This window comes from Pontivivens ytuae (assembly GCF_015679265.1).
Taxonomy (GTDB): domain Bacteria; phylum Pseudomonadota; class Alphaproteobacteria; order Rhodobacterales; family Rhodobacteraceae; genus Pontivivens; species Pontivivens ytuae.
This window is the reverse complement of the sequence record NZ_CP064942.1, coordinates 2,848,918-2,871,421: the sequence shown is the minus strand read 5'-3', so window position 1 is coordinate 2,871,421 and position 22,504 is coordinate 2,848,918. Positions and strand designations below refer to the sequence as shown.

Here is a 22,504-nt window from a genome sequence, read left to right as displayed (position 1 = left end):
ACCGCCCCACGCGCACTCCCCACGGCTAGAGGATCATGGTGTTGATGTCCCAGAGCGACGGGTCGTCCGAGGCGCCGGTGGGCATCGGGCGGGGCTTCAGGCTCATCTCCACGAGGTTGTGTTTGTAAGGGCTCTCGCCCACGCGCCGGATCACGCCGCGGCCAAGCTTGTAGCGGTAGTTGCCGCTGACCGGGTCGGGGACCGCGTGGCAGACGGAGTTGGCGAGGCTGCCGGGGTAGTTAAAGTTCGCCATGGTCACGCCCGGCCGCATCTCGTCCGAGACGATGGCGACCGCGACGAAGCTGCCTTCGACGGTGTCGATATGCCCGGCCTCCATGAGTTGGGTGAAGCTCAGCTCGCCGTCCTCGACACCCACGGGCCGACCCTTCTGCACGTAGACCGTGTCGTTGTAGCCCTCGACCAGATCGCCGCTCTCGATCCCCCGCGGTTCGGCATCGGCGGGGTGGATGAAGATGTAGGGCCAGGGCCAGCGGCGGTGAAGGTAGGGCTTGCGCCGGTCGTCGAAGCCGGACTGCCACGTTTCGTTGACGCGGCCATTGGTGATCCAGACCTCATCCATCTCGGGCCGCGGCTTGATCGCCTCGTAGAAGTCGGACCAGCCGTCGTTCTGCCACGGTGTGCGCAGCATCACCGCCTTGCCTGAATGGGTGCCGAAGGCGCTGAGCCACTTGCGGTCACGGGTCGGCCCCTCCTGCTCGCCCCAGTTGTTTTCGGGGTCAGGGAGGCTCGGGGTACCGACGAGCTCACCGTTCACTATGCGCACCGGCGCCTGGATGCCGGTCGTGCCGAGCTGCGGCCACGCCGACCGCATCCACCACGAGGCGACCTGTGACACGGTTGTGCGCTCGCGCCATGTGGATACGGGGACGGAGCCGGGCCTCGCCTCCCGCTTGCTGGCGAGCACCGATCGGCGGATCGCGCGGGACGGGGCGCGGATCGTGCGGCTTGCCGGTGGGCGGCCGGTTCCCAGCCTATCTGCCATGATCCTCGACCTGCTCGACCGGGGGTGCGGGGACGATGCCGGGGCGGATGTGCTCAGGATGCCGATCAGCAGGGCGGAGGTGGCGAGCTATCTGGGCTTCGAGCCCGAAACCGTGAGCCGCGCCTTCGCCGCACTGAAGCGGTCGGGCACGATCCTGCGGCACGGCTGGGCCACGGTGGACGTGGTGGACCGAGCGCGGCTGCACGCGCTGTCGGAGGTCTGAGGTCAGAGGACGATGTCGAAGGTGGAGGCCGCCGCGCCCTCGGCACAGCAGGTCTCGTGCTCCACGCGGATGCGCGGGCCGGCGAGCGTACGGAACAGACGGGCGAAGACGGCTTTGTGCCAAGGACAGCCGGGTGTGGCGATCGGGTTGTGGGTGATGGTGAGGCGGAGCGTGCCCGCGTGCCGAGTGACGCCGAACGCGCCCGACCCGGCGAAGGTCCAGGCGTGGCGGGTGATGGCGCGGGCGAGGAGCGGGGCCGCGAGGCGGCTCGGCAGGAGGCGAAGGGTCGTGCGCGCGAACCGCGGGATCCGGTGGGCCATGACATAGTCGGCCGTCCGCGTCCCGGCGTCCGTCAGCAGCACCTGCCAGTCGTCAGGGCGCTCGCTCATCAGGGCGTCGAAGAGCTGCCGCACGTCGGTTTCGGGCACCATGCCGTCGGGCACATCGCGGGAGACGCCAGCAGTCGCGAAGATCCGCGCGGCCTCCACCTCGCCCAGCCGTTCGATTAGCACGAGATCGGTCTGGATCAGCGCGTTCGGCCCGATGCGGGCGACCCCGGCATCGTCGAGCATCGGACTACTCGGCCGGAGGTCGCGCGTCCGGCAGGACCAGCGCGTCGATCTGGCCATCGCCCCCGCCGCAGGCCTTTGCCGCCATCTCGGCCGCGCGTGCCTTGCCCTGCGCGCGGATCGCGGCCTGACGCTCCTTCACCTTGCGGCTGCGCTCGGCCGCGGCCTCCCAATCGTCGGTCTGGGCCTGGGCGATCTGGCGGGTCTCGTCGAACTGGAAGTCGAGGCTCTTCTTGGTCTGCGGCCCCCAGTAGCCGACCTTGCCGAGGTCGTAGAACGTCCGGCCCACCCCGGCCTTGAGGAACGCCCTCAGGCAGCCGAGGAGGTAGCGCCGCCGGTAGCCGGTCCCGCGCCATGGATAGTGGAACAGCGCCTTCCACATGTAGAAGCGCCGGTAGTTCGCCATCACCCGGTCGAGCAGCGTGGCGCGGTCCATCGCCTCGGGCTTCATGATCGGGGTGACGAAGTTGTACTTGGAGAAATCGAACACCTCGACCTTGTCGCCGAGCTCCTGGAAGAGCGGCGTGAACGGCCAGGGCGTGTACATCGACCAGTTGGCGAGGTCGGGGTTCCATTCGCGGGCGTAGCGATAGGTCTCCTCCAGCGTCTCGACCGTCTCGTTCTCCAGCCCGACGATGAACTGTGCTTCGGTGAAGATGTCGGCCTCGCGCAGCAGCTCGATGGCGCGGCGGTTGTCCTCGACCTTCGTCTCCTTGTTGAAGCGGTCGAGCTTCAGTTGGGCGGCGGCCTCGGTGCCGAGGCTTACGTGGACGAGACCGGCGCGGCGGTAGAGCGGCAGCAGCTCCTCGTCGCGCAGGATGTCGGTGACGCGGGTGTTGATGCCCCACTGGATGCGGCGCGGCAGGTCGCGGGCGATCAGCTCCTCGCAGAAGGCGATGAACTTCTTGCGGTTAATCGTCGGCTCCTCATCGGCGAGGATGAAGAAGCCGACGCCGTGGTCGTTCACCAGCGCCTCGATCTCATCCACCACCTTCTTCGGATCGCGCACGCGGTAGTCGCGCCAGAACTTCCACTGGCTGCAGAACGAGCAGGTGAAAGGGCAGCCGCGGGCGAGGTTCGGGATCGCGACCTTGCGGTTGAGCGGAATATAGATGTAGCGGTCCCACTCGATGATCGACCAGTCCGGGTCGATCCCGTCGAGATCGCGGACGGTGGAGGCGGCGGGCGTCGCCACGATCTGCTCCCCGTCGCGGAAGGCGAGGCCCTTGATGCTGCGGCGATTTTCGGGCCATGCGCCGGTGGCGACGGCCTGGGCGAGGGCGACGAAGATCTCCTCCCCCTCGCCGCGCACGATCACGTCGACCGCGTCGCTCTCGGACAGGACCTGCTTGTACATGAAGGTCGCGTGGACGCCGCCGAGGACGCGCAGGGCCTCCGGTGCCGCCTCGCGCGCCAGCTCCAGCGTGCGCTCCGCCGCGTAGATCGAAGGAGTGATCGCGGTGACGCCGACGAGGTCGGGCTTCACCGCCGCGATGCGGGCGCGCAGCGTGTCCTCGCCGATATCCTCGGTCATGGAGTCGATGAAATGGACCTCGAACCCCGCGCGTTTCAGCGGTCCGGCGAGGTAGGGCGCCCAGGCGGGCGGCCAGTTACCTGCGATCTCGGCGCCGCCGGAATGGTAGTTCGGATGAATGAGGAGTATACGCATCATGACATGTCCACTTTTGTTGACAGTCTACGGGGCGATGCGGTGGACGCCTTGATCGATATCAAGGCGTCAGGGGGAGCGACCTGCTCCGGGAGATCTGGGCGTGGCCGGGCGAGCGATCCAGGTGGCCCCGATGATCGCCGCGGCCCCGATCCAGAACGCCGCCGTGGGCACTTCGGAGAACACCAGCCAGCCGACGACGGTGGACAGGATCAGGCTGGAATAGCCGACGATGGCCAGCAGCCCGGCGGAGGCGTGGCGATGCGCGCGCAGGAAGCAGAACTGCGCCGCCTGCGCGAAAAGGCCGATGGCCAGCAGCACCGGCCAGTCCCCGGACGCGACCGGCTGCCAGGACCAGAGCGCGGGGCCCGCGGTCGTGACCATCAGGCCCGCGGTGTAGGCGGTCATCAGCACGACGGGCGGCTGGTCGTTGATCTTGCGCGTAACGACGATCGCCGCCGTGCCCGCGATCACCGTCACCGCCATGGCGAAGAGGGCCGGGTCCAGCGTCGCGCCCCGCGGATCGACCGCAACGACGACGCCGATCAGCCCTAGCGCCCCCGCCAGCCAGCGGCGCGGCGTGGCGGGTTCGGCGAGGAAGAGCGCGGCCAGCGCGATCATCACCAGCGGCCGGGTGAAGTTCACCGCGGTGTAGAGCGCGAAGGGCAGGTTGGCGACCGCATGAAAACTCGCCGTCAGCGTGACGGAGGACAGCGCGATCCGCGCGAGATGCAGCCGCGGTCGCCGGGCCTGCGCGAAGTCGCCCCGTGCTTGCAGGATCCACGGCAGCATCAGGGCGAGGCCCACCGCCGCGCGAAGGAAGACGAGCTGGACCGCCGGGAACTCCGCCCCGCTCGCCTTCACGATGACCAGCGCCCAGATGTTGAGCGCCATGTCGAGGATGAGCCATGCTCCGCCCCGCCACTCGGAGCGGGCGACGGGGTCAGCGGCGGGGGTCACAGAGGTTCGCCATCAGGCGGAAGGCACCGGGGACAAGCTGCTCCATCTGATGATGCAGGATGAGCGCGCAGTGGCTGTGGCGACCCGCGCCGATCTCGGCGGAGACGAGCGCGCCTTCGAGCGGCGCCTCGCCCGGATCGGCCATGGAGAGGAGCGGGCGGTAGGCCTCGTCCCAGCGCGCGGCGAAGTAGAGGCCGCGCTCCTTGTGCCAGCCTCTCCAGTCCTCCGGCCCGATCGGGTTGGGGCCGGTGAGGATCGGGTGATCGGGGGCGAGATGCGTGACCTCGGCCCGCTCGTCGGTGACGCGCCAGCGTAAGGAGGGCTGGCCGATCTCCAGCCGCGCGGGCATCGCCGCGGGATCCCAGTTGTCCCAGGGGCGGTGATAAAGGGTGACGAGGGTGCCACCCTCCCGCACCCATGTGGCGATGCGGGCTATGCGCTCGGCCAGGCCCGGGCGGAAGCGCAGGGCGAAGATGCCGAGAACGAGCGTGTCGACGCCCGGCAGGCCCGCGTCGATGGCGGCGAGGTCGGGCTCGGTGACATCGGCACCGATGCGGCGCAGCCAGTGCGCAACCCGATCACGGCCCGCCCCGACGACGGCGATCCGGGCCTCCGGCAGGGCCACGTCGAGCAGCGCGAGGCGCAGGACCGCGGGTCGGGCGAGGACGCGGGGCGCGGTGTGCGGCGCCTCGATCTGCATGACGGTGAAGGCCGGGGCACTGTCGAGGGTGACGGGGAGGTCGTGATGGCCCGGCTTGGCACTTTCGGGCAGCGAAAGCGTGCCATCCGTGCGGTTCCATCCGTCGGGCAGCTCCAGCGCCGCACTCTCGGGGCGAAGGACCACGGCGGCGGAGCGCGCGCTAGTGGCGAGGTTGATGACCTCCGCGGGCGGATCGAGCGTCACCCCGGCCGGCAGGGCCGCGGCAGTCCGGTCGAGCGGCAGGCGGACCTCGATCCCCTGCCCCGCAATGATCGCCGAGGCCGCGATGCCCGGGCGCGGCGGATCGAGCGGGTCGTAGGTCATGGGATAGGCGGGCGGCACGTGGCCCGGATCGGGGGTGTCGCCGGTCCAGCCTTCGGGTGGCAGGACTTGCGCCTCCAGCGCCTCGGCATCGCCTGCATGGGGCTCCAGCGTGATCCCGGCACTCTCGCCCGGCGCGACGAAGGACCGGGCGGCGGCGCCGCGGACCTCTGCCCCCGATGCAAGCCAGAGGACGCGGGCGAGCTGCTTTCGCTTGCGCTCCAACCGATGCGCGTCGGGGCCATCGGGCTGGTCGGGCAGCAGGGACAGCGCCTCGGCGGCATGGCGAGCGATCGAGGCGCCGTCGGGCCAGGCGGCGATGGCGGCGTCCATGGCCTCCTGCACCACGCTGTGGCCGAGCGCGCCGAGGTCCGCGGGCAGGCCGTCGAGGATCGACGCCTCCGCCCCTCCACCGACGAGGTGAAGCGGAAAGTCCCGCCCCTTACGCGGCCAGTGGCCCATGCCTTGCGTCCGGTGCAGCGCCCGGGAATGCTGACCCATCCGCGCCCAGGTCCAGCCGGTCACGGGATCGCGGCCCTCGCCCGAAACCATCACCGTCTCGGGCGGCGGCGGCAGGTCGTCGTCATAGGCGGTGCCCGCGCCGGACCAGGCGGGCAGGTAGAGCTTCGCGACCTGCCAGGGCGTGGCGCCCTCAATCACGAAGGCCGGATCGGCGGCACACTCCATCACCTCGTGCGCGATCAGCGTCATGGCGCGGTGGTGGCCGTGCTGCCCGGGCACGTCGAGGAAGGTGGGGCACAGGATGTCGGGCCGGGCCTGCCGCACGGCGCGGACGAAGGTGCGCAGCGTGTGCTCGCGGCCCCAGCGGGCCAGCGTCTCCTCCCCCGACTTCGAGAAACCGAAATCGGCCATGGGGTCGTCGGGCCCCTCGCCCATCCACCACAGCCGCATGTCGAGGCGGTGGGCCGCCCCCTCCATCTCCGCCGTGCGCAGGGCGCCGAGTGCTGCTCCGGCCTCGCGCCCGATATCGTTCTGCCCGCCCTCGCCGCGCGTCGAGCAGACATAGGCGAGGTCGATCCCGTCGCGAAAGCGCAGGGCGGCGAGCATCGCCGACATCTCGTCATCGGGATGGGCGCCGGACTGCATGAAGAGCACCGGCGTCTTCAGCGCGCTCAGCGCATGCCACAGCGCCAAGATGCGCGGCGTGGCGCGGTCGGTTTCGAGCCGGGACTGGTCAGGCGTCATGGGACCTCAGGCGGCGAGCGTGGGGGTGAAGGACTGGGCGAGCACCAGCGCCGCCCCGCCGCGGGCCGCAGCCATGCGGGAGCAGGTGCCGATGCGCAGGGGCGGCCCCGCGCCATCGGGGCGGCGGGTAACGGTGGCGGGCAGCTCGGTTCCGGCGATCAGGTCGCGGAGCAGGCCCTCGGGCATCGCGCCGCAGAGGATCGTGGCGGCGGGGTCCAGCATGTTCTCGATAACCGCGAGGGCCTGGGAGAGCGCGGCGCTCGCCTCCTCCATCCAGTCGGTCAGCGCAGGGATTCCGTCGCTGTGAAGCGCTGCGATCGCGTCCATGTCGGAGGCCGTGATCCCGGCGGCGGCGAGGCGCCGTTCAAGGGCGTCGCGGGACAGGATCTCCTCCAGCGGGACGAGCGCGCCCCTCGCGTGGATCGGCAGGCGCCCGATCTCGCCTGCGTTCCCGTAGGCCCCGGCGACGAGGCGGCCGTCCTGCACGATGCCGAGGCCCAGACCGGTGCCGAAATAGAGGCAGGCGAAGCTGTCGAGCCCTTCGGCGGCGAGCGCGATCCGCTCGGTCATCGCGGCCGCGTTGGCATCGTTCTGCACGATCACCGGCAGGTCGAGCGTGACGGAGAGGTGCGCATCGGGATCGACCTCCGTCCAGCCCGGCAGGTCCGTCGCCTGACCGGAGAGGGCCGTGCGCCCGAAGGGGCCCGGCATGACGATCCCGGCGCCGAGGAGACGCCCCCGCGCGCCCGGAACCGCGGCGAGTGCGGCCTCCCGCAGCCCTGGCAGGATCGCGGCCACCCCCGCCGGATCGGCCCGGCCCAGCGCGACGCGGTCCTGCCAGACGGGATCGCCGGCGAGGTCCAGCAGCGCGATCAGCACCGCCGCGGGCCGCAGCTCGATGCCCAGCGCATAGCCCCCGCTGGGATTGACCGCGTACTGAGTCGCCGGCAGCCCCCGTCGCCCTCGGGCGCTGCCGACGATCTGGAGCAATCCCTCCCCCTCCAGATCCGCGATGATGTTGCTCACGGCCTGAGTCGTGAGCCCCGCGCGCCGCGCGATCTCCGCCCGGCCCAGCGCGCCCCCCGCGCGCAATTGTCCCAACACCATCTGGCGGTTGTGGTCCCGCGACCGGGATGGATTCGCGCCGAGCGAGCGCGGTTTAGAGGGTGTTGCGGCTGCCATGGCTCATGGCTAGCTCAACAAACTTGATTACTCAAGAAAATTGAGTTTAGGCTGAAGGGGGAGCGCCGCTGACGGGGATCCACGAGATCGGGGCGGTGACAGGAACCGGGAGAACACGATGCTCAGGATGAAACTGGCCGCCCTTGCCGCGGCGGGCTCGCTGGCGGGTGGCACGGCCTCCGCTCAAGTGGAAATCGAATACTGGCAGTACTTCTTCGACGCGCGGGTGACCGCGATGGAGACGCTGATCGAGAACTTCGAGGAAGCGAACCCGGACATCACCGTCACGATGACCCACTTCCCCTATGCCGATTACCGCACCAAGGTCGCGGCGGCGATCCCGGCGGGTGAAGGCCCGGACGTGGTCCAGCTCTTCTACGGCTGGCTGAACGACTACATCGAGGCGGAGCTGATCCAGCCGCTGCCCACCGACACCTTCGATCCGGAGGTGATCGATGCGGAGTTCTTCCCCATGGTCGGCGCGATGAAGCGGGACGGGCAGTATTTCGCCCTGCCGACGGCGGTGCGCAGCCTCGCGCTCTTCTACAACGAGCGGCTGTTTGAGGAGGCGGGGATCGAGGGCCCGCCCGAGACGCTCGACGAGATGGTCGAGATCGCGGCGGCCCTGACCGAGCGGGACGGTGCGGGCAACATCACGCAGGTCGGCATCACCACCGGCATGACCGCGCAGGACCACCACTGGTTCCGCGAAGTGCTGGTGCGCCAGTTCGGCGGCGAGCCCTATACCGACGACTATCGCAACGTGAACTGGAATTCGGAGGCCGGGCAGGCCGCGCTCGAGTTCTATGCCGGTCTCGAAAGCGAGCACGGTGTGACCGCGTCGGGCTTCATGGATGAGCCGCAGGCAGCCTTCAAGGCGCAGCGCGCAGGGATGCATATCGACGGCAGCTTCCGCATCGGCTCGCTGGAGGATGTGCGCGGGCTTCGCTATGGCGTCGCCGAGCTGCCGGCGGGGCCGGACGGCACGCGCTCCAACTATTCCTCTTACTGGGTGAACGCGATAACGACGAAGGCTGAAGGTGAGCGCTACGACGCCGCCGTGCGCTTCATGGAATACGTGGTGTCGGACGAGGCCATGCAGATCTGGCTCGACGTGGTGGGTGAGCTGCCCGCGAAGCCGTCCGTGGGTCTGACCGACGAGAACGCCAACGACCCAACCTTCGGCCCGTTCATCCGGGGGCTCGACTACGCCCACACCACCAAGTTCGCCGATGAGAGCGCGCAGCGGCAGATCCTCGTCGACATGCTCGCCCGCGTCGACATTGAGGGGCAGGACATGGCCGAGAGCCTGGCTGAGGCCGCAGCGGCCGAGCAGGCGATCCTCGACGAATACTACGGCGAGTGAGCCCGGCGGCGCGGTCCTCGGGCCGCGCCGGTGTCCAACCAAGGCGGCGAAATGTTCAAGAACCTGACCATTCGGCAGAAGCAGATCGCCTGGGCGTGGGCCTTCCTCGCCGTGCCGGTGATCTTCTACGTCGTGATCCGGTTCTATCCGACCGGCAATGCCTTCGTGATCTCGTTCCAGGAATGGAACCTCTTGGGCACGCGAAGCTGGACCGGCCTCGACAACTACGTGAAACTCTGGAACGACCCGGTGTTCTGGAAGGTCTTCATCAACACCTTCGAATACCTGTTGATCGGCACGCCGATCTCGCTGCTGATCTCCTTCATCATCGCCTATCACCTCGACAAGGTGCGCACCGCACATGGGTTCCTGCGGATGCTCTACTTCCTGCCGTTCATGACGAGTGCGGTGGCGATGGCGTGGGTCTGGCGGTGGTTCTACCAGCCGGTGCCGACGGGGCTTTTCAACAACATGCTGGCGAGCGTCGGCATCCCGCAGATCGCGTTCCTAAACTCCACGACCAATGCGCTGCCCGCCGTGCTTGCCCCGGCAGTCTGGGCCGGGTTGGGCTTTCAGGTCATCATCTTCATGGCCGGGCTGCGCGCGATCCCGACGTCGTACTACGAGGCCGCGCGGATCGACGGGGTGGGCTGGTGGACGCAGCTCACGCAGATCACCATCCCGCTTCTGCGGCCCACGATCGTGTTCATCGTGGTCTTCTCCTCCATTGGGTTCCTGCGGATCTTCGACCACGTCTTCAACATGACAACGAACAATCCCGGCGGGCCGCTGAATGCCACGAAGCCGCTGGTGCTGATGATCTACGAGACGGCGTTTTCGAGCTTCGACATGGGGTATGCGGCGGCGCAGACGGTGGTCCTGTTCCTCATCCTGCTGGTCGTCAGCCTGATCCAGCTCCGCCTGTTGAGGAGCGACTGAGATGGCCGGCGTGACCCTGACGGACGTTCCCGAGACGGCGAAGCCCTCCTCCAAGGCACTCTTCGCCAGGCCCACCGGGCGTGGTCCGCGCGACAACGCCGCCGTGATCCGCTGGATGCTGCTGTTTCTCGGCGGGATCATCATGGTGATGCCCATCGCCTACATGATCTCGACCTCGCTGAAGTGGCCGCACGAGGTCTACAACGTGAACCTCATCCCCGAGGAACCCACGATCGAGAACTACACCTACGTGCTGGAGGACGGGCGGTTCTACGGCTGGTTCGTCAACTCGCTGATCATCGCGGTGCTGACCACGATCTCGAACCTCTTCTTCGACAGTCTGGTGGGCTACACGCTCTGCAAGTTCAAGTTCCCGGGCCGTCAGATCGTCTTCATCGCGATCCTGTCCACGCTGATGATCCCGACCGAGATGCTGGTGATCCCGTGGTACCTGATGAGCCAGAGCTTCGGCTGGCTCGACACCTATTGGGGCATCATGTTCCCGGGGCTGATGACGGCCTTCGGCGTGTTCCTGATGAAGCAGTTCTTCGAGAGCGTGCCCGACGATTTCATCGAGGCGGCGCGGATCGACGGGCTCAACGAGTTCCAGATCTGGTGGACGGTGGCGATGCCGCTGGTGCGGCCTGCGCTGGCAGCCCTCGCGATCTTCGTGTTCCTCGGCAACTGGACGGCGTTCCTGTGGCCGCTGATCGTGACCAATTCGGTGGAGCTCTACACCCTGCCGGTGGGCCTGTCGGGCTTCGGCGACGAGGCGGACGTGGCGTGGGAGCTGATCATGACCGGGGCCGCGATCTCCACCATCCCGACGCTGATCGTCTTCCTGATCTTCCAGCGCTTCATCATCCGAGGCGTCGTCATGGCGGGGCTGAAGGGGTGAGCGGCGGCCCGGCAAAGCCGGCAAACGCTCTGGTGGAGCGTTTGAGCCGCGAACGGGCGGAGCCCCGGACGAGCGGCAGCCAAGCGGAACCCCAGGTGCCAACCCTTGCGGAGGTGCACCAATGACTGACCGCAGCACCTTCCCCGATCCGGTCTACCGCGACACGGTGCTTGCCCCGCTCTTCGAGGGCGTGAAGGCGAACTTCGCGGAACACATGGACGCCGTAGACCGCGCGCATCTCGTCATGCTGGCAGAGACCGGGATCCTGACGGCGGAGGATGCAGGCCGGATGGCGGGTGCCCTCCACGCCATCGCAGAAGAGATGGACCCGGAGGAACTCACCTATACTGGCGAGCACGAGGACTGGTTCTTTCTCGTCGAGGCGGAGCTGAGGGCGCGGCTTGGCGAACTGGGCGGCGCGCTCCACACCGCGCGGTCGCGCAACGACATCGACCACACGATCTTCAAGATGGCGCTGCGCAGCCGGGTCGCGGCCTTCGAGGGGCTGCTCCACGACCTCGCCGCCACGATGCTCGCGAAGGCGCGGGCGGAGCGGGACACGCTGATCGTCGCCTATACCCATGGCCAGCCCGCCCAGCCCTCGACCTACGGCCACTACCTGTCGGCCGCCCTCGAAGTCCTGCTGCGCGACGCCCGAAGGGTGAGCGAGGCCGCGGACCTGCTGGAGCTATGCCCGATGGGTGCGGCCGCGATCACCACCTCCGGCTTTCCCATCGACCGGGCGCGGGTGGCGGAGCTGTTGGGTTTCGAGCGGCCGCTTCTCAACTCCTATGGCTGCATCGCGTCGGTCGACTACGTCACCGGGCTCTACTCCGCGATGAAACTGGTCTTCGTCCATCTGGGCCGCGTGGTGCAAGACATGGCCTTCTGGTCGGCCTTCGAGGTCGGGCAGCTGCGGCTACCCAACGCGCTGGTGCAGGTGAGTTCGATCATGCCGCAGAAGCGCAATCCGGTGCCGATCGAGCATATGCGGCACCTCGCGAGCGTCGCCGCCGGGCGGTGCGACGCGATCGTGGACGCGATGCGCAACACGCCATTCACCGACATGAACGACAGCGAGGGAGAGGTTCAGCAGGCGGGGCACGCGGCGTTCGAGGGCGGGGGGCGGATGTTGCGGCTGATGTCCTCCGTCCTCGATGGCGCGCGCATTGATGGGGAGAAGGTGCAGCGCAACGCCGATGCGGCGTGCGTGACGATCACCGAGCTCGCCGACACGCTGGTCCGGCAGGAAGGGCTGACCTTCCGGGCGGCGCACGAGATCGCGGCGGCCACGGCGCGCGACGTGATCGCCCGGGGCGTGCCTTTGGGCGCGGGCTTCGAGGCCTTCCGCGTGGCGTTCGAGGAGCGGGCCGGGCGTGCACCGACGCTCGACGACGCGGCCTTTGCCGAGACGGTCGCACCCGAAACCTTAGTTGCCCGGCGCGACCGGCCCGGCGGCCCGGCTCCGACAGCACTCGACGCGGCCTTCGAGACCTACGCGGCGGAGCTCGACGCCCTGCGCGCCAGCACCACCGCCCGCACCGACCGCCACGCCGCCGCCGACACGGCCCGCACCGCCGCCTTCGACGCGCTGAGAGGATAGACATGGCCCATCTCGCCCTGAGGAACCTGACCAAGCGCTATGGCGAGACCGAGGTGCTGCACGGCATCGACCTCGACATCGCCGACGGGGAGTTCGTGGTGCTGGTGGGCCCGTCAGGCTGCGGGAAGTCCACCACCCTGCGCATGATCGCGGGGCTGGAGGAGATCAGCGCCGGCGATGTCGCCATCGGCGGGCGCGTGGTCAACAACCTGGAGCCCAAGGACCGGGACATCGCCATGGTCTTCCAGAACTACGCGATCTACCCGCACATGACGGTGAGGAAGAACATCGGCTTCGGCCTGCGCGCTTCCAAGATGCCGCGCGCGGACAAGGAGCGGCGGATCGACGAGGTGGCCGGGATCCTCGACATGACGCCGCTCCTCGCCCGCAAGCCTGCGCAGCTCTCCGGCGGACAGCGCCAGCGGGTGGCGATCGGGCGGGCAATGGTGCGCGACCCGGCGGTGTTCCTGTTCGACGAGCCGCTTTCGAACCTCGACGCGCAGCTTCGCACCCAGATGCGGCTGGAGATCAAGAAGCTGCACCAGCGCGTGGGCTCCACCATTGTCTTCGTCACCCATGACCAAGTGGAGGCGATGACGCTCGCTGATCGGATCGTGATCATGAAGGACGGGCATATCCAGCAGGTCGGCACGCCGGACGAGGTCTACCGCCATCCGGCGAACACCTTCGTCGCCCGCTTCATCGGGGCGCCATCGATGAACATGATCGAGGCGGAGGCGTCGGACACCGCGGCCCAGTTGCCCGGCGGTGGAGCGATCGCGCTGCCCGTGGCGGCGCAGGGCCCGGTCCTGCTCGGCGTCCGGCCCGACGATCTGCAACCGGTGGAGGGCCCGGCGCTGGTGGAGGGGCGGGTGACGGTGCGCGAGCCGCTCGGCCCCGACACCCTGATCTACGTCGACACGGCTGCAGGGGAGATCGTGGCGAAGGCCGATGCGCGCACGCCGCCCGAGGTCGGCTCGACGGTCCGGCTGGGGGCCGCGGCAGAGGACCTCCACGTCTTCGACAAGGCCTCGGGCGCCGCCCTCGCGCGGGTGCCGGCATGAAGGACGCCGTCCTCAGCCCCCGGCGCGGCGCGGTCCTCTGCGTGGGCCGCGTCTATTGCGACCTCGTCTTCATCGGCGTGCCGAGCGATCCGGCACTGGGCCGCGAGGTCTTCGCCGACGGGCTGTCGCTGCATGCGGGCGGCGGGGCGGCGATCACCGCAGGGTGGCTCGCGAGCCTCGGGCGCCGGGCGGAGCTCTGCGCGCACCTGCCGGCCGCGCCCTTCGATACTCCGGTGACGCGGGAGCTGAAGGCGGCGGAGGTGGGGATGGAGCTCTGCGCGCCCGCCTCGACCCCCGAACCGCAGATCACCGTTGCCATGGTGCGCGGCGACGACCGCGCGTTCCTGACCCGCGCGCCCGGTCCCGTGGCGCCGATGCCCGAGGCGGCGGACCTCAAGCGGCTCGGGGTCGGGCATCTGCATGTGGGCGAGTTGAGGACGCTGGTGGAGCGCCCGGACCTCATCGACCTCGCGCGGGCGGCTGGGGCGACGCTTTCCTCCGATTGCGGCTGGGACGATGCGCTGGATGCGAGCTGCGCGCCGCTGGTCGCGGCCCTCGACGTGTTCCTGCCGAACGAGGATGAAGCGGCGCAGCTCACATCCCTCGGCCTGCCGCCCTGCCCCGCCCCGCTGACCGTGGTGAAGCGCGGTGCGGACGGGGCCGAAGCGCGGGAAGGCGGACGAAGCACGACGCGCCCCGCCCCGCGGATCGAGGTGATCGATGCGACCGGCGCGGGCGATGCCTTCGCCGCCGGGTTCCTGTCGCGCTGGCTGGAGGGCGCCCCGCTCGACGACGCGCTGCAGACCGGGGTGGCCTGCGGCGCGCTGGCGGTCACCCGGCCCGGCGGTCTCTCGGCGGCGCGCAAACCGGTATCGGCATGAGGGACGACGTGCAGCATCTGGATGATTTCGTGTCCCGCGCCCGCGCTGCGGCGGCCGCGCCCGACCCCGAGGCGGAGACCATGGCGCTGATGGTGCGCACCTTCGCGGATCCGCGGGCGCTCGACGCCGCGCTGCCGGAACCCGAGGGCGAGGTCTGCCTCTTCGAAGACGATACGGTGAGCATCTGGCACGAGCGGTTCGAGCCCGATGCAGAGCTGCCGCCCCACGACCACGCGATGCCCGCCTTCCTCGGCGTCTATCGCGGGCGGGAGCGGAACCGGCTCTGGCATGTGGCGGGCGGGAGAGCACATCCGGGCGGCGTGCTCGACCTCGGGCCGGGGCAGGTCCATGCCTTCAGCCCCGCCTGCGTGCATTCGGTGATCGCGCTGGATGGCGCGCCGAGCTTCGGGCTGCACGTCTATCTCGGCCCGCTCGGCAAGGTCGAGCGCTCGCTCTACGATTGGGAGAGTGGCGAGCCACTTCCGCTGACCGAGCCCGCCTTCCTGTCGATGGTACGCCGTCCATGACCAGCCACATGGCGCGTGAGATCGCGGAGATCCCGGCGGCCTGCGCGCGCCTCCTGTCGGGACCTGCGGACGAGGCGATCCGGGCCGCGGCGGCGGAGTGGCGGGCGCTCGATCCCCCGCTGCTGGTGACGGTCGGGCGCGGCAGTTCGGACCACGCCGCGACGTACCTGTCGTATGCCTGCGGGATCGTGTCGGGGGTGATCCCGGCCTCCTACCCGCTGTCGCTCGCCTCGCTGCACCGGCAGGAGCCGCGGGCGGCAGGGGCGGCGGCGCTCGCCATCAGCCAGTCGGGGAGCAGCCCGGACATCGTTGCGGCGGCGACGGCGATGCGGGATGGCGGCGCCTCGCTGCTGGTGCTGACCAACACGGCGGGCAGCCCCCTCGCCCGCACCTCGGAGCAGGTCATCGATATCGGCGCGAGACCGGAGCGGGCGGTGGCCGCGACCAAGAGCTATGTCGCCTCGGTCGTCGCGGGGCTGCGGGTGATCGGGATGTGGCACGAGGCAACGGAGCTGCTGGACGCGACGGAGCGGCTGCCCGACGCGCTCGCCGACGCGCTGACACGGCGGACGGATGGGATCGCGGAGGTGCTGGGAACCACCGACCGCCTCATCGTCGTCGGACGCGGGCCGTCGCTGGGCGTGGCGCAGGAACTCGCGCTGAAATCCATGGAGCTCTGCCAAACCACGGCGCTCGCCTTCAGTTCGGCGGAAATCCGGCACGGGCCGATGCAGGCGCTGCACGGCGACTACCCCGTCCTGGACCTCGAACGTGGCGATCCGCTGCCGGGCACCCGGACGCTGCATCCGCCCGAGCGGCCGTCGCTGCACCCGCTGGTCGATCCGCTGCTCGACCTCGCGCCGATCTACGTGGCGCTGGAGGCCGCGGCCCGCGCGCGCGGCCTCGACCCCGACGCACCCTCACGGCTGACGAAGGAAACGGCCACCACTTGAGCCGGTTTGCCTGATCCCGAGGAGCGGGACGCCAATCTGCTTCGTGCAAGGCAGACGACCGACACCCCGCCCGCGTTCGCGGCAATTTTCGTCAAATTGTCACCTCGAGTGAGTCGGGCTGTGACAAAGCAGGGGTACTCCACCGCCAACGCAACGGTTCGAGGATCGCGTATGGTGGACGTGCTGAGGCTCGACAACGTGTCCCGTCATTTCGGTGAGACGAAAGCCGTGGACCGTGTCTCTCTCGACGTGCAACCGGGTCAGTTCGTGGGCGTCATCGGCCGCTCGGGCGCGGGCAAGTCCACGATGCTGCGGCTCATCAACCGCCTCATCGAACCCACCGACGGACGCATCCTGTTCGGGGAGACCGAGGTCAGCGCCCTACGCGGACGCGCGCTCAGAGCCTGGCGCCGTGACTGCGCGATGATCTTCCAGCAGTTCAACCTCGTCGAACGGCTCGACGTGCTGACCAACGTCCTGATCGGGCGGCTGGCCGAGCGCGGGTTCCTGTCGTCGATGGCGATGCACTTCACCGATGCCGAGCGCACCATGGCGATCGAGGCGTTGGACCGCTTCGACCTCGCACCCCAGGCGCTGCAGCGCGCGGGCACGCTCTCGGGCGGACAGCAGCAGCGGGTGGCGATCGCCAAGGCGCTCGTCCAGCAGCCGCGCATCATGCTGGCGGACGAGCCCATCGCCTCCCTCGATCCTGCCAACGCGACGCTGGTGATGGACGGGCTGCGCGACATCAACCGGGACGAGGGGATCACCGTCTTGGTGAACCTCCACACCCTCGACACCGCCCGCGCCTATTGCGACCGCATCGTCGCGATGCGCGGCGGCCGGATCTTCTTCGACGGGGTCGCGGCCCAGCTCACCGACGACGTGGTGCGCGACATCTACGGGCTAGAGGGCCTGCGCGAGTTCAACGAGGCCGTGACGTCGACGCAAGCCGTCCACGTCCCCGGCTGACACCACAACAAGCCGCATCAGGGAGAACAACATGCGCTTTGTGACGACGACGATCCTTGTGACCGCCATCGCCATGCCGGCCCTCGCCTGGCAGGACGATTACCAGACCATCCGCTTCGGCATCCTGTCGGGCGAGAACGAGCAGGACCGGCTGGAGCGCAACGAGCCGCTGCGCGTCCATCTGGAGGAGACGCTGGGCGTCGAGGTCGAGATCTTCACCGCCGGCAACTACGACGGCGTGGTTCAGGCGATCGCCGCAGATCAGATCGAGATCGCGCGCTTCGGCTCCTCCTCCTACGCCGCGGCCTACACCGCGACCAATGGCGAGGTGGTCCCGTTCCTCACCACCGAGAAGCAGAACGGCAACACCGGCTACCGCTCGATCATCGTGAGCCGCTGCGACAGCGGGATCGACACGCTGGCCGATGCGGCGGGCAAGGTCATGGCCTTCGCCGATCCCGACAGCACTTCGGGCTATGCCGTGCCCTACTACAACCTCGTGGAGCGCGAGGGCATCACGCCGGAGACCTACTTCTCCGCCGTGCCGTTCTCCGGCAGCCACGAGGCAGGCGTGCAGGGCGTCGTGAACGGCACCTTCGACGTCGCCGCGACCTGGCGCAACGACGAGTATGACGGCGTCTACCAGCGCATGGTCGCCAAGAACATGATCGACGACGGCGAGGTCTGCGTGATCTGGGAATCGCCCGAGATCACCTCCGGCCCGTGGACTGCACGTGCAAACCTGCCCGAGGAGATGATCGCGGACGTGGCCGCCGCGATCCAGTCCTTCCCCTCCACCGATCCGGAGGGCTGGCAGCTCTACACCAACTTCACCGAAGGCGAGGAGAACCCGGATACCGGCTTCATCCCAGTGACCCACGAACGCTACCAGTGGATCGTCGACATGCGCGCCTGGCTGCGCGACCAGCGTCGCAGCTGATCCGATCCGGGGCGGGGCCATGTGGCTCCGCCCCTTCCCCATCCGGAGCCCGGACATGTCCCTGATCGCCGAGATGACGGCCCACCCGCCCAATGCGGGGCGCAGCGCCGTGGCCGCCTTCGAAGAGGAGTTCGCCGCACACCGCCGCGCAGCCCGCCGGGCCTGGGGCATCGGAACGGCGATCTTCCTGATCCTCTTCGCGCTGACCGCATGGCTCGGCGACTTCTTCGACGTGCGTCAGGTCACCAACGCCGAAGGGGAGCGCGAATGGCGCTGGGTGATCGCCGCCGGCATCCCACGGCTCGGCGAGTACATCGCGCAGACCATTCCCGTCCTGCGGTGGGAGAGCCTCGGCGCCGACTTCGCCGAATGGTTCTGGCGCTGGCGCGTTTGGCTCGACCTGTTGCTGGAGACGGTGCTGATCGCCTTCATGGCCACGACGCTGGGCGTGATCGGCGGCTTCATCCTGTCCTTCCCGGCCTCGCGCAACCTCGCGCCCAATGCCTGGGTGCTCTGGCTGAGCCGGCGGTACCTCGAGATCGCGCGGACGGTGCCGGAGCTTGTCTGGGCGCTGATCTTCGTCTTCTGCTTCGGGGTCGGGCCGATGGCCGGCGTGCTCGCCATCGGGCTGCACGCGGCGGGCGCCCTCGGCAAGCTCTATTCCGAGGTGAACGAGAACATCGACATGGGTCCGCTCGAAGGGGTGAAGGCCGCCGGAGGAAGCTGGTTCGACCAGATCCGCTACGGCGCCGTACCGCAGGTGCTGCCCAACATCGTCAGCTACACGCTGCTGCGGTTCGAGATCAACGTCCGCTCCTCCTCGATCATCGGCTATGTCGGCGCGGGCGGGCTGGGGCAGGAGTTCCGCACCGCCATGTCCTTTCAGGAATACACCGACCTCTCCGCGCTCTTCCTCATCATCCTGGTGACGGTGATCGTGATCGACTTCGCCTCCGAGAAGCTGCGCCACCGCATCATCGGCATGGAAGGTTCGCCCGCATGACCCAGCCGACCGACGCCCGCATCGCCGCCGCCATGACGGCGCATCCCCGCGCCTTTCGCGACCCCGCCCCGGTGCGGATACGCAAGATCGCGCTCTGGGTGCTCTTCATCGGGCTCATCGCCTGGTGCCTGTGGGACTTCAACTTCTCACCCGAACGGATCTGGACCGGGCTCGGCCGCCTCGGCCGGGTCGCGAGCTTCATGTTCCCGCCGCATATCTGGACGACGTGGGAGGACTGGGCGGAGATCCTGAATGGCCTCGGAGAGACGCTGTCGATGGCCTTCCTCGGCACGGTGCTGGGCGCGGTGGTGGCGTTTCCGCTGGCCTTTCTCGGGGCCAAGAACATCAACCGGATCTTCTGGCTGCGCATGAGCGCGCGGCGCGGTTACGACGTCATCCGCGCCTTCGAGACGCTGATCCTCGCCCTGATCTTCATCCGCGCCTTCGGCCTCGGCCCGCTCGCGGGCATCCTCGCCATCGCGGTGAGCGAGATCGGCACCTTCGCGAAGCTGTTCTCCGAGGCGCTGGAGAACACGTCCCGCCGCCCGGTGGAGGGGGTGGTGGCCTCCGGCGGCTCCCGCCTCCAGTCGATCCGCTACGGGATCCTGCCGCAGGTGGCCCCGGTCTACCTGTCGGTGATCCTCTACAACTTCGAATCCAACGTCCGCTCCGGCACGATCCTCGGCATCGTGGGCGCGGGTGGCATCGGGTTCCTGCTGTCGGACCGGATCTCGGCCTATCGCTGGGACGAGGCGTGGTCGATCATCTTCCTCATCATCGCCATGGTCTACCTGATCGACGGCCTCTCGGCCCGCGTGCGCACCCGCCTGATCGGCTCGCTGGAACGCACCGCCTGACGGGCCCACCATGCTTGCGGGAAAGAACCTATGTTTGCGCGCGTCAATCCTCTAAGCTTCCCGTAAAGAAACCGGGGCCATACGCCCCAACGGGCAGAAGGTCAGGCGGCGCATGGGCGGTGAGAAGGTCAAGACGATGGAGGAGTTCGCCTCGGTCAGCGGGATCTCCCGCCCGACGATCTCCAAGTATTTCCACGACCCCAGCAGCGTCCGCTCCTCCACCCGCGCGCGGATCGAGAAGGCGCTGGAGCGCTACGAGTACCGCCCGAACATCTACGCGATGAATCAGAACCGGCGGCTGACCAAGAATATCGGCATCGTCGTGCCCTACCTCGCCGATCCGTTCTTCGCCGAGATCGCCCGGAACATCGAGCGGCGCTGCATCGAGGCGGGCTTCTCACCCGTCCTGTTCAGCGCCCATGGCGATCCGACGCTGGAGCGCGACATCCTGGAGAACCTGCGCGCCCAGAAACCCGCAGGCGTGCTGCTCGCGCCCCTCGGCAAGACGTCGGACCGCGCGGCGATCGAGCGGTTCTGCGAGAACGTGCCGACCGTGCTCTTCGACAGTAACATGGACGGCGTGGGCGAGGCGTTCATCGGCTCGGACAACATGCAGAGCATCCCGCTCATCATCGAATATCTCTGCCGGACAGGCACGCCGCCCTCCTTCTTCGAGATGCCGCCGGTGAACCCGAACGCGAACAAGCGGCGCACGGCGTATCTCACGACCATGGAGCGGATGGGCCTCGCGCCCGATGTGGTGCGGGTCGAGGGCGAAGGCTGGCAGTTCGAGGAGATCGGCTATGAAGGCGGGCTGAAGGCCATCGAGGCCGGGCGCTTCGCCAGCGGCACCGTGCTCTGCAGCAACGACCGGCTGGCCATCGGCCTCATCGCGGCGGCCTATGCCAAGGGGCTGAAGGTGGGGCGCGGCCCTGACTGCGCGCTGCGCGTGGCGGGCCACGACGACCACCCGTTCTCCCGCTTCACATGCCCGTCGCTGACCACGGTGGCGCAGGACTACGACGCGATCTCCAACCGCAGCGTCGAGACCCTCTTCACCGTCGCCGAGCGACAGGAGCGCGGCGCCGCACGCTTCGAGACGCTGTTCGAGGGCAAGCTCATCATGCGCGAGTCCGCCTGAGCCAGAAATTTACGCGCGTAAAATTTCAATTGACTTCGCGGCATGAATCACCTCTCCTGAGACTGGCAGATCCAACAAAAAACCTTGGGAGGAAACGGAATGCCTTTGAGATCGTCACGCGGAGTGGCGAGCGTGATCGCGCTTGCCGCCGCGACCGGCGCCTATGCCGACAACCACACTACAACCGTCACCATCGCCACCGTGAACAACGGCGACATGATCCGCATGCAGGGTCTGACGGACGACTTCACTGCGCAGCACCCCGATATCGAGCTGGAGTGGGTGACGCTGGAGGAGAACGTGCTGCGTCAGCGCGTCACCCAGGACATCGCCACCAATGGCGGGCAGTTCGACGTGCTGACCATCGGAATGTACGAGACGCCGATCTGGGCCGCGCAGGACTGGCTCGTCCCGCTCGACGATCTGGGCGCGGACTACGATGCCGAGGACATCCTTCCGGCGATGCGTGCCGGTCTCAGTCATGAAGGCACGCTCTACGCAGCGCCCTTCTACGGCGAATCCTCCATGGTCATGTACCGCACCGACCTGATGGAGAGTGCGGGCCTCGAGATGCCCGACGCCCCGACCTGGGAGTTCATCGCCGAGGCCGCGGCGGCCATAACCGACCGCGACGCAGAGATCTACGGTGTGTGCCTGCGCGGCAAGGCCGGCTGGGGTGAGAACATGGCGTTCATCACCACGGTCGCCAACTCCTTCGGCGCGCGCTGGTTCGACGAGAACTGGCGGCCGCAGCTCGACAGCCCGGAGTGGATGGAGGCGGTCACCTTCTACAACGACCTCCTGCAGAACTACGGCCCGCCGGGCGCCTCGACCAACGGGTTCAACGAGAACCTCGCCCTCTTCCAGCAGGGCAAGTGCGGCATGTGGATCGACGCCACCGTCGCGGCGTCCTTCGTGACCAACGAGAACGACTCGACCGTGGCCGACAGTGTGGGCTTCGCGCTCGCGCCCGACACCGGGCTCGGCAAGCGCGCCAACTGGCTCTGGGCCTGGGCGCTCGCCGTGCCGGCCGGGTCGGACGCCACGGATGAGGCGAAGGCCTTCATCGAGTGGGCGACGTCCAAGGACTACCTCGCGCTGGTGGCCGAGAACGAGGGCTGGGCGAACGTGCCTCCGGGCAGCCGCACCTCGCTCTACGAGAACGAGACCTATCTGACCGAAGCCCCCTTCGCGCAGATGACGCTCGACTCGATCAACGCGGCCGACCCGAACGCTCCGACGGTCGATGACGTGCCTTACGTCGGCATCCAGTACGTCGCGATCCCGGAATGGGCGGGCATCGGCACCTCCGCAGGGCAGGAGTTCTCGGCCATGGTTGCCGGGCAGCAGACGCCCGCGGAAGCGCTGGAGAACGCGCAGGCCCTCGTCGCCGACGAGATGGAAGCCGCGGGCTACTGAGAGACGCGAACGTCTCCTGACTGGCCGGGGGTGATCCCGTGATCGCTCCCGGCGCCTTTCCCGCCTCGCCGCACCCGTGCGATCCGAGACGGCTTCGTCCCTGAGACA

Annotated in this window: 21 protein-coding genes; 15 read left to right on the top strand and 6 right to left on the bottom strand. The window is 68.6% G+C overall.

From position 1 onward, the window contains the following. Positions 1-25 precede the first annotated feature (25 nt). Positions 26-784 carry a molybdopterin dinucleotide binding domain-containing protein gene (locus tag I0K15_RS14125; protein ID WP_196102148.1) on the bottom strand — a complete coding sequence of 253 codons (759 nt, stop codon included), beginning with the start codon at positions 782-784 and terminating at the stop codon, positions 26-28. Between the two features lie 10 nt (positions 785-794). Here I0K15_RS14125 and I0K15_RS14120 point away from each other — a divergent pair, with 10 nt between their 5' ends. Then, positions 795-1,226: a Crp/Fnr family transcriptional regulator gene (locus I0K15_RS14120; protein WP_230374129.1), complete on the top strand. Its 432-nt coding sequence runs from the start codon at positions 795-797 to the stop codon at positions 1,224-1,226. 2 nt (positions 1,227-1,228) lie between these two features. Here the strand turns inward: I0K15_RS14120 and bchJ are convergent, their stop codons facing one another. The 5 genes from bchJ to I0K15_RS14095 all read right to left on the bottom strand — a co-directional run bounded on the left by bchJ (position 1,229) and on the right by I0K15_RS14095 (position 7,755). Then, the gene (gene bchJ / locus I0K15_RS14115) at positions 1,229-1,855 is read right to left on the bottom strand and encodes a bacteriochlorophyll 4-vinyl reductase (RefSeq protein ID WP_230374128.1); all 627 of its coding nucleotides are present in this window, start codon (positions 1,853-1,855) and stop codon (positions 1,229-1,231) included. Next, complete coding sequence (gene bchE, locus I0K15_RS14110) at positions 1,803-3,464, bottom strand: magnesium-protoporphyrin IX monomethyl ester anaerobic oxidative cyclase (RefSeq protein ID WP_196105480.1); 1,662 nt, start codon at positions 3,462-3,464, stop codon at positions 1,803-1,805. The genes bchJ and bchE overlap by 53 nt, the downstream gene beginning before the upstream one ends. A gap of 69 nt (positions 3,465-3,533) precedes the next feature. Further along, positions 3,534-4,424, bottom strand: coding sequence for a DMT family transporter (locus I0K15_RS14105; protein WP_230374127.1), 891 nt, complete (start codon positions 4,422-4,424; stop codon positions 3,534-3,536). Then, positions 4,408-6,651, bottom strand: a complete 2,244-nt coding sequence (locus tag I0K15_RS14100; protein WP_196102145.1) for a PIG-L family deacetylase — start codon at positions 6,649-6,651, stop codon at positions 4,408-4,410. Before I0K15_RS14100 ends, I0K15_RS14105 begins: the two co-directional genes overlap by 17 nt. A gap of 6 nt (positions 6,652-6,657) precedes the next feature. Continuing rightward, the gene (locus I0K15_RS14095; protein WP_230374126.1) at positions 6,658-7,755 is read right to left on the bottom strand and encodes an ROK family transcriptional regulator; all 1,098 of its coding nucleotides are present in this window, start codon (positions 7,753-7,755) and stop codon (positions 6,658-6,660) included. A gap of 196 nt (positions 7,756-7,951) precedes the next feature. Between I0K15_RS14095 and I0K15_RS14090 the strand changes: the two genes are divergently transcribed. The 14 genes from I0K15_RS14090 (at position 7,952) to I0K15_RS14025 (ending at position 22,396) form a co-directional block, all read left to right on the top strand. Next, positions 7,952-9,199, top strand: coding sequence for an extracellular solute-binding protein (locus I0K15_RS14090; protein WP_196102143.1), 1,248 nt, complete (start codon positions 7,952-7,954; stop codon positions 9,197-9,199). Positions 9,200-9,250: 51 nt separating this feature from the next. After that, a complete protein-coding gene (locus I0K15_RS14085) occupies positions 9,251-10,138 on the top strand; it encodes a carbohydrate ABC transporter permease (RefSeq protein ID WP_196102142.1) in 888 nt (295 codons plus the stop codon). Positions 10,139-10,253: 115 nt separating this feature from the next. Continuing rightward, positions 10,254-11,036, top strand: a complete 783-nt coding sequence (locus tag I0K15_RS14080) for a carbohydrate ABC transporter permease (protein ID WP_422394016.1) — start codon at positions 10,254-10,256, stop codon at positions 11,034-11,036. A 121-nt stretch (positions 11,037-11,157) separates the two neighbouring features. Next, positions 11,158-12,639 (top strand): argininosuccinate lyase, encoded by a 1,482-nt coding sequence (gene argH / locus I0K15_RS14075; RefSeq protein WP_196102140.1) that lies wholly within the window; start codon positions 11,158-11,160, stop codon positions 12,637-12,639. A 2-nt stretch (positions 12,640-12,641) separates the two neighbouring features. After that, positions 12,642-13,703, top strand: coding sequence for an ABC transporter ATP-binding protein (locus I0K15_RS14070; protein ID WP_196102139.1), 1,062 nt, complete (start codon positions 12,642-12,644; stop codon positions 13,701-13,703). Continuing rightward, entirely contained in the window at positions 13,700-14,584 is an 885-nt protein-coding gene (locus I0K15_RS14065; RefSeq protein ID WP_196102138.1) for a carbohydrate kinase family protein, read from the top strand. The genes I0K15_RS14070 and I0K15_RS14065 overlap by 4 nt, the downstream gene beginning before the upstream one ends. Before the next feature lie 8 nt (positions 14,585-14,592). Further along, complete coding sequence (locus I0K15_RS14060) at positions 14,593-15,111, top strand: hypothetical protein (protein WP_196102137.1); 519 nt, start codon at positions 14,593-14,595, stop codon at positions 15,109-15,111. Beyond that, a complete protein-coding gene (locus I0K15_RS14055; protein ID WP_196102136.1) occupies positions 15,108-16,064 on the top strand; it encodes an SIS domain-containing protein in 957 nt (318 codons plus the stop codon). Before I0K15_RS14060 ends, I0K15_RS14055 begins: the two co-directional genes overlap by 4 nt. Positions 16,065-16,244: 180 nt before the next feature. Then, the gene (gene phnC, locus I0K15_RS14050) at positions 16,245-17,036 is read left to right on the top strand and encodes a phosphonate ABC transporter ATP-binding protein (RefSeq protein WP_230374408.1); all 792 of its coding nucleotides are present in this window, start codon (positions 16,245-16,247) and stop codon (positions 17,034-17,036) included. Between the two features lie 31 nt (positions 17,037-17,067). Continuing rightward, positions 17,068-17,976, top strand: a complete 909-nt coding sequence (gene phnD, locus I0K15_RS14045; protein WP_196102134.1) for a phosphate/phosphite/phosphonate ABC transporter substrate-binding protein — start codon at positions 17,068-17,070, stop codon at positions 17,974-17,976. A 55-nt stretch (positions 17,977-18,031) separates the two neighbouring features. Then, complete coding sequence (phnE, locus tag I0K15_RS14040; protein ID WP_196102133.1) at positions 18,032-18,979, top strand: phosphonate ABC transporter, permease protein PhnE; 948 nt, start codon at positions 18,032-18,034, stop codon at positions 18,977-18,979. Beyond that, on the top strand, positions 18,976-19,836 hold the full coding sequence (gene phnE / locus I0K15_RS14035; RefSeq protein WP_196102132.1) for a phosphonate ABC transporter, permease protein PhnE: 861 nt from the start codon (positions 18,976-18,978) through the stop codon (positions 19,834-19,836). Before phnE (I0K15_RS14040) ends, phnE (I0K15_RS14035) begins: the two co-directional genes overlap by 4 nt. Positions 19,837-19,948: 112 nt before the next feature. Further along, entirely contained in the window at positions 19,949-20,977 is a 1,029-nt protein-coding gene (locus tag I0K15_RS14030; protein WP_196102131.1) for a LacI family DNA-binding transcriptional regulator, read from the top strand. Between the two features lie 99 nt (positions 20,978-21,076). Continuing rightward, positions 21,077-22,396 (top strand): ABC transporter substrate-binding protein, encoded by a 1,320-nt coding sequence (locus I0K15_RS14025; protein WP_196102130.1) that lies wholly within the window; start codon positions 21,077-21,079, stop codon positions 22,394-22,396. The last annotated feature ends 108 nt before the right edge of the window (positions 22,397-22,504 follow it).

Excerpts from the sequence above, each read along its gene's own strand:
- phnE (WP_196102133.1), top strand. The coding sequence starts at position 18,032 with ATGTCCCTGATCGCCGAGATGACGGCCCACCCGCCCAATGCGGGGCGC.
- I0K15_RS14025 (WP_196102130.1), top strand. The coding sequence starts at position 21,077 with ATGCCTTTGAGATCGTCACGCGGAGTGGCGAGCGTGATCGCGCTTGCC.
- I0K15_RS14065 (WP_196102138.1), top strand. The coding sequence starts at position 13,700 with ATGAAGGACGCCGTCCTCAGCCCCCGGCGCGGCGCGGTCCTCTGCGTG.
- I0K15_RS14070 (WP_196102139.1), top strand. The coding sequence starts at position 12,642 with ATGGCCCATCTCGCCCTGAGGAACCTGACCAAGCGCTATGGCGAGACC.
- I0K15_RS14055 (WP_196102136.1), top strand. The coding sequence starts at position 15,108 with ATGACCAGCCACATGGCGCGTGAGATCGCGGAGATCCCGGCGGCCTGC.
- bchE (WP_196105480.1), bottom strand. The coding sequence starts at position 3,464 with ATGCGTATACTCCTCATTCATCCGAACTACCATTCCGGCGGCGCCGAG.
- bchJ (WP_230374128.1), bottom strand. The coding sequence starts at position 1,855 with ATGGCCAGATCGACGCGCTGGTCCTGCCGGACGCGCGACCTCCGGCCG.
- phnE (WP_196102132.1), top strand. The coding sequence starts at position 18,976 with ATGACCCAGCCGACCGACGCCCGCATCGCCGCCGCCATGACGGCGCAT.
- I0K15_RS14100 (WP_196102145.1), bottom strand. The coding sequence starts at position 6,651 with ATGACGCCTGACCAGTCCCGGCTCGAAACCGACCGCGCCACGCCGCGC.
- I0K15_RS14080 (WP_422394016.1), top strand. The coding sequence starts at position 10,254 with ATGCTGCTGTTTCTCGGCGGGATCATCATGGTGATGCCCATCGCCTAC.
- I0K15_RS14085 (WP_196102142.1), top strand. The coding sequence starts at position 9,251 with ATGTTCAAGAACCTGACCATTCGGCAGAAGCAGATCGCCTGGGCGTGG.
- argH (WP_196102140.1), top strand. The coding sequence starts at position 11,158 with ATGACTGACCGCAGCACCTTCCCCGATCCGGTCTACCGCGACACGGTG.
- I0K15_RS14090 (WP_196102143.1), top strand. The coding sequence starts at position 7,952 with ATGCTCAGGATGAAACTGGCCGCCCTTGCCGCGGCGGGCTCGCTGGCG.
- I0K15_RS14030 (WP_196102131.1), top strand. The coding sequence starts at position 19,949 with ATGGGCGGTGAGAAGGTCAAGACGATGGAGGAGTTCGCCTCGGTCAGC.
- phnD (WP_196102134.1), top strand. The coding sequence starts at position 17,068 with ATGCGCTTTGTGACGACGACGATCCTTGTGACCGCCATCGCCATGCCG.
- I0K15_RS14120 (WP_230374129.1), top strand. The coding sequence starts at position 795 with ATGCCGGTCGTGCCGAGCTGCGGCCACGCCGACCGCATCCACCACGAG.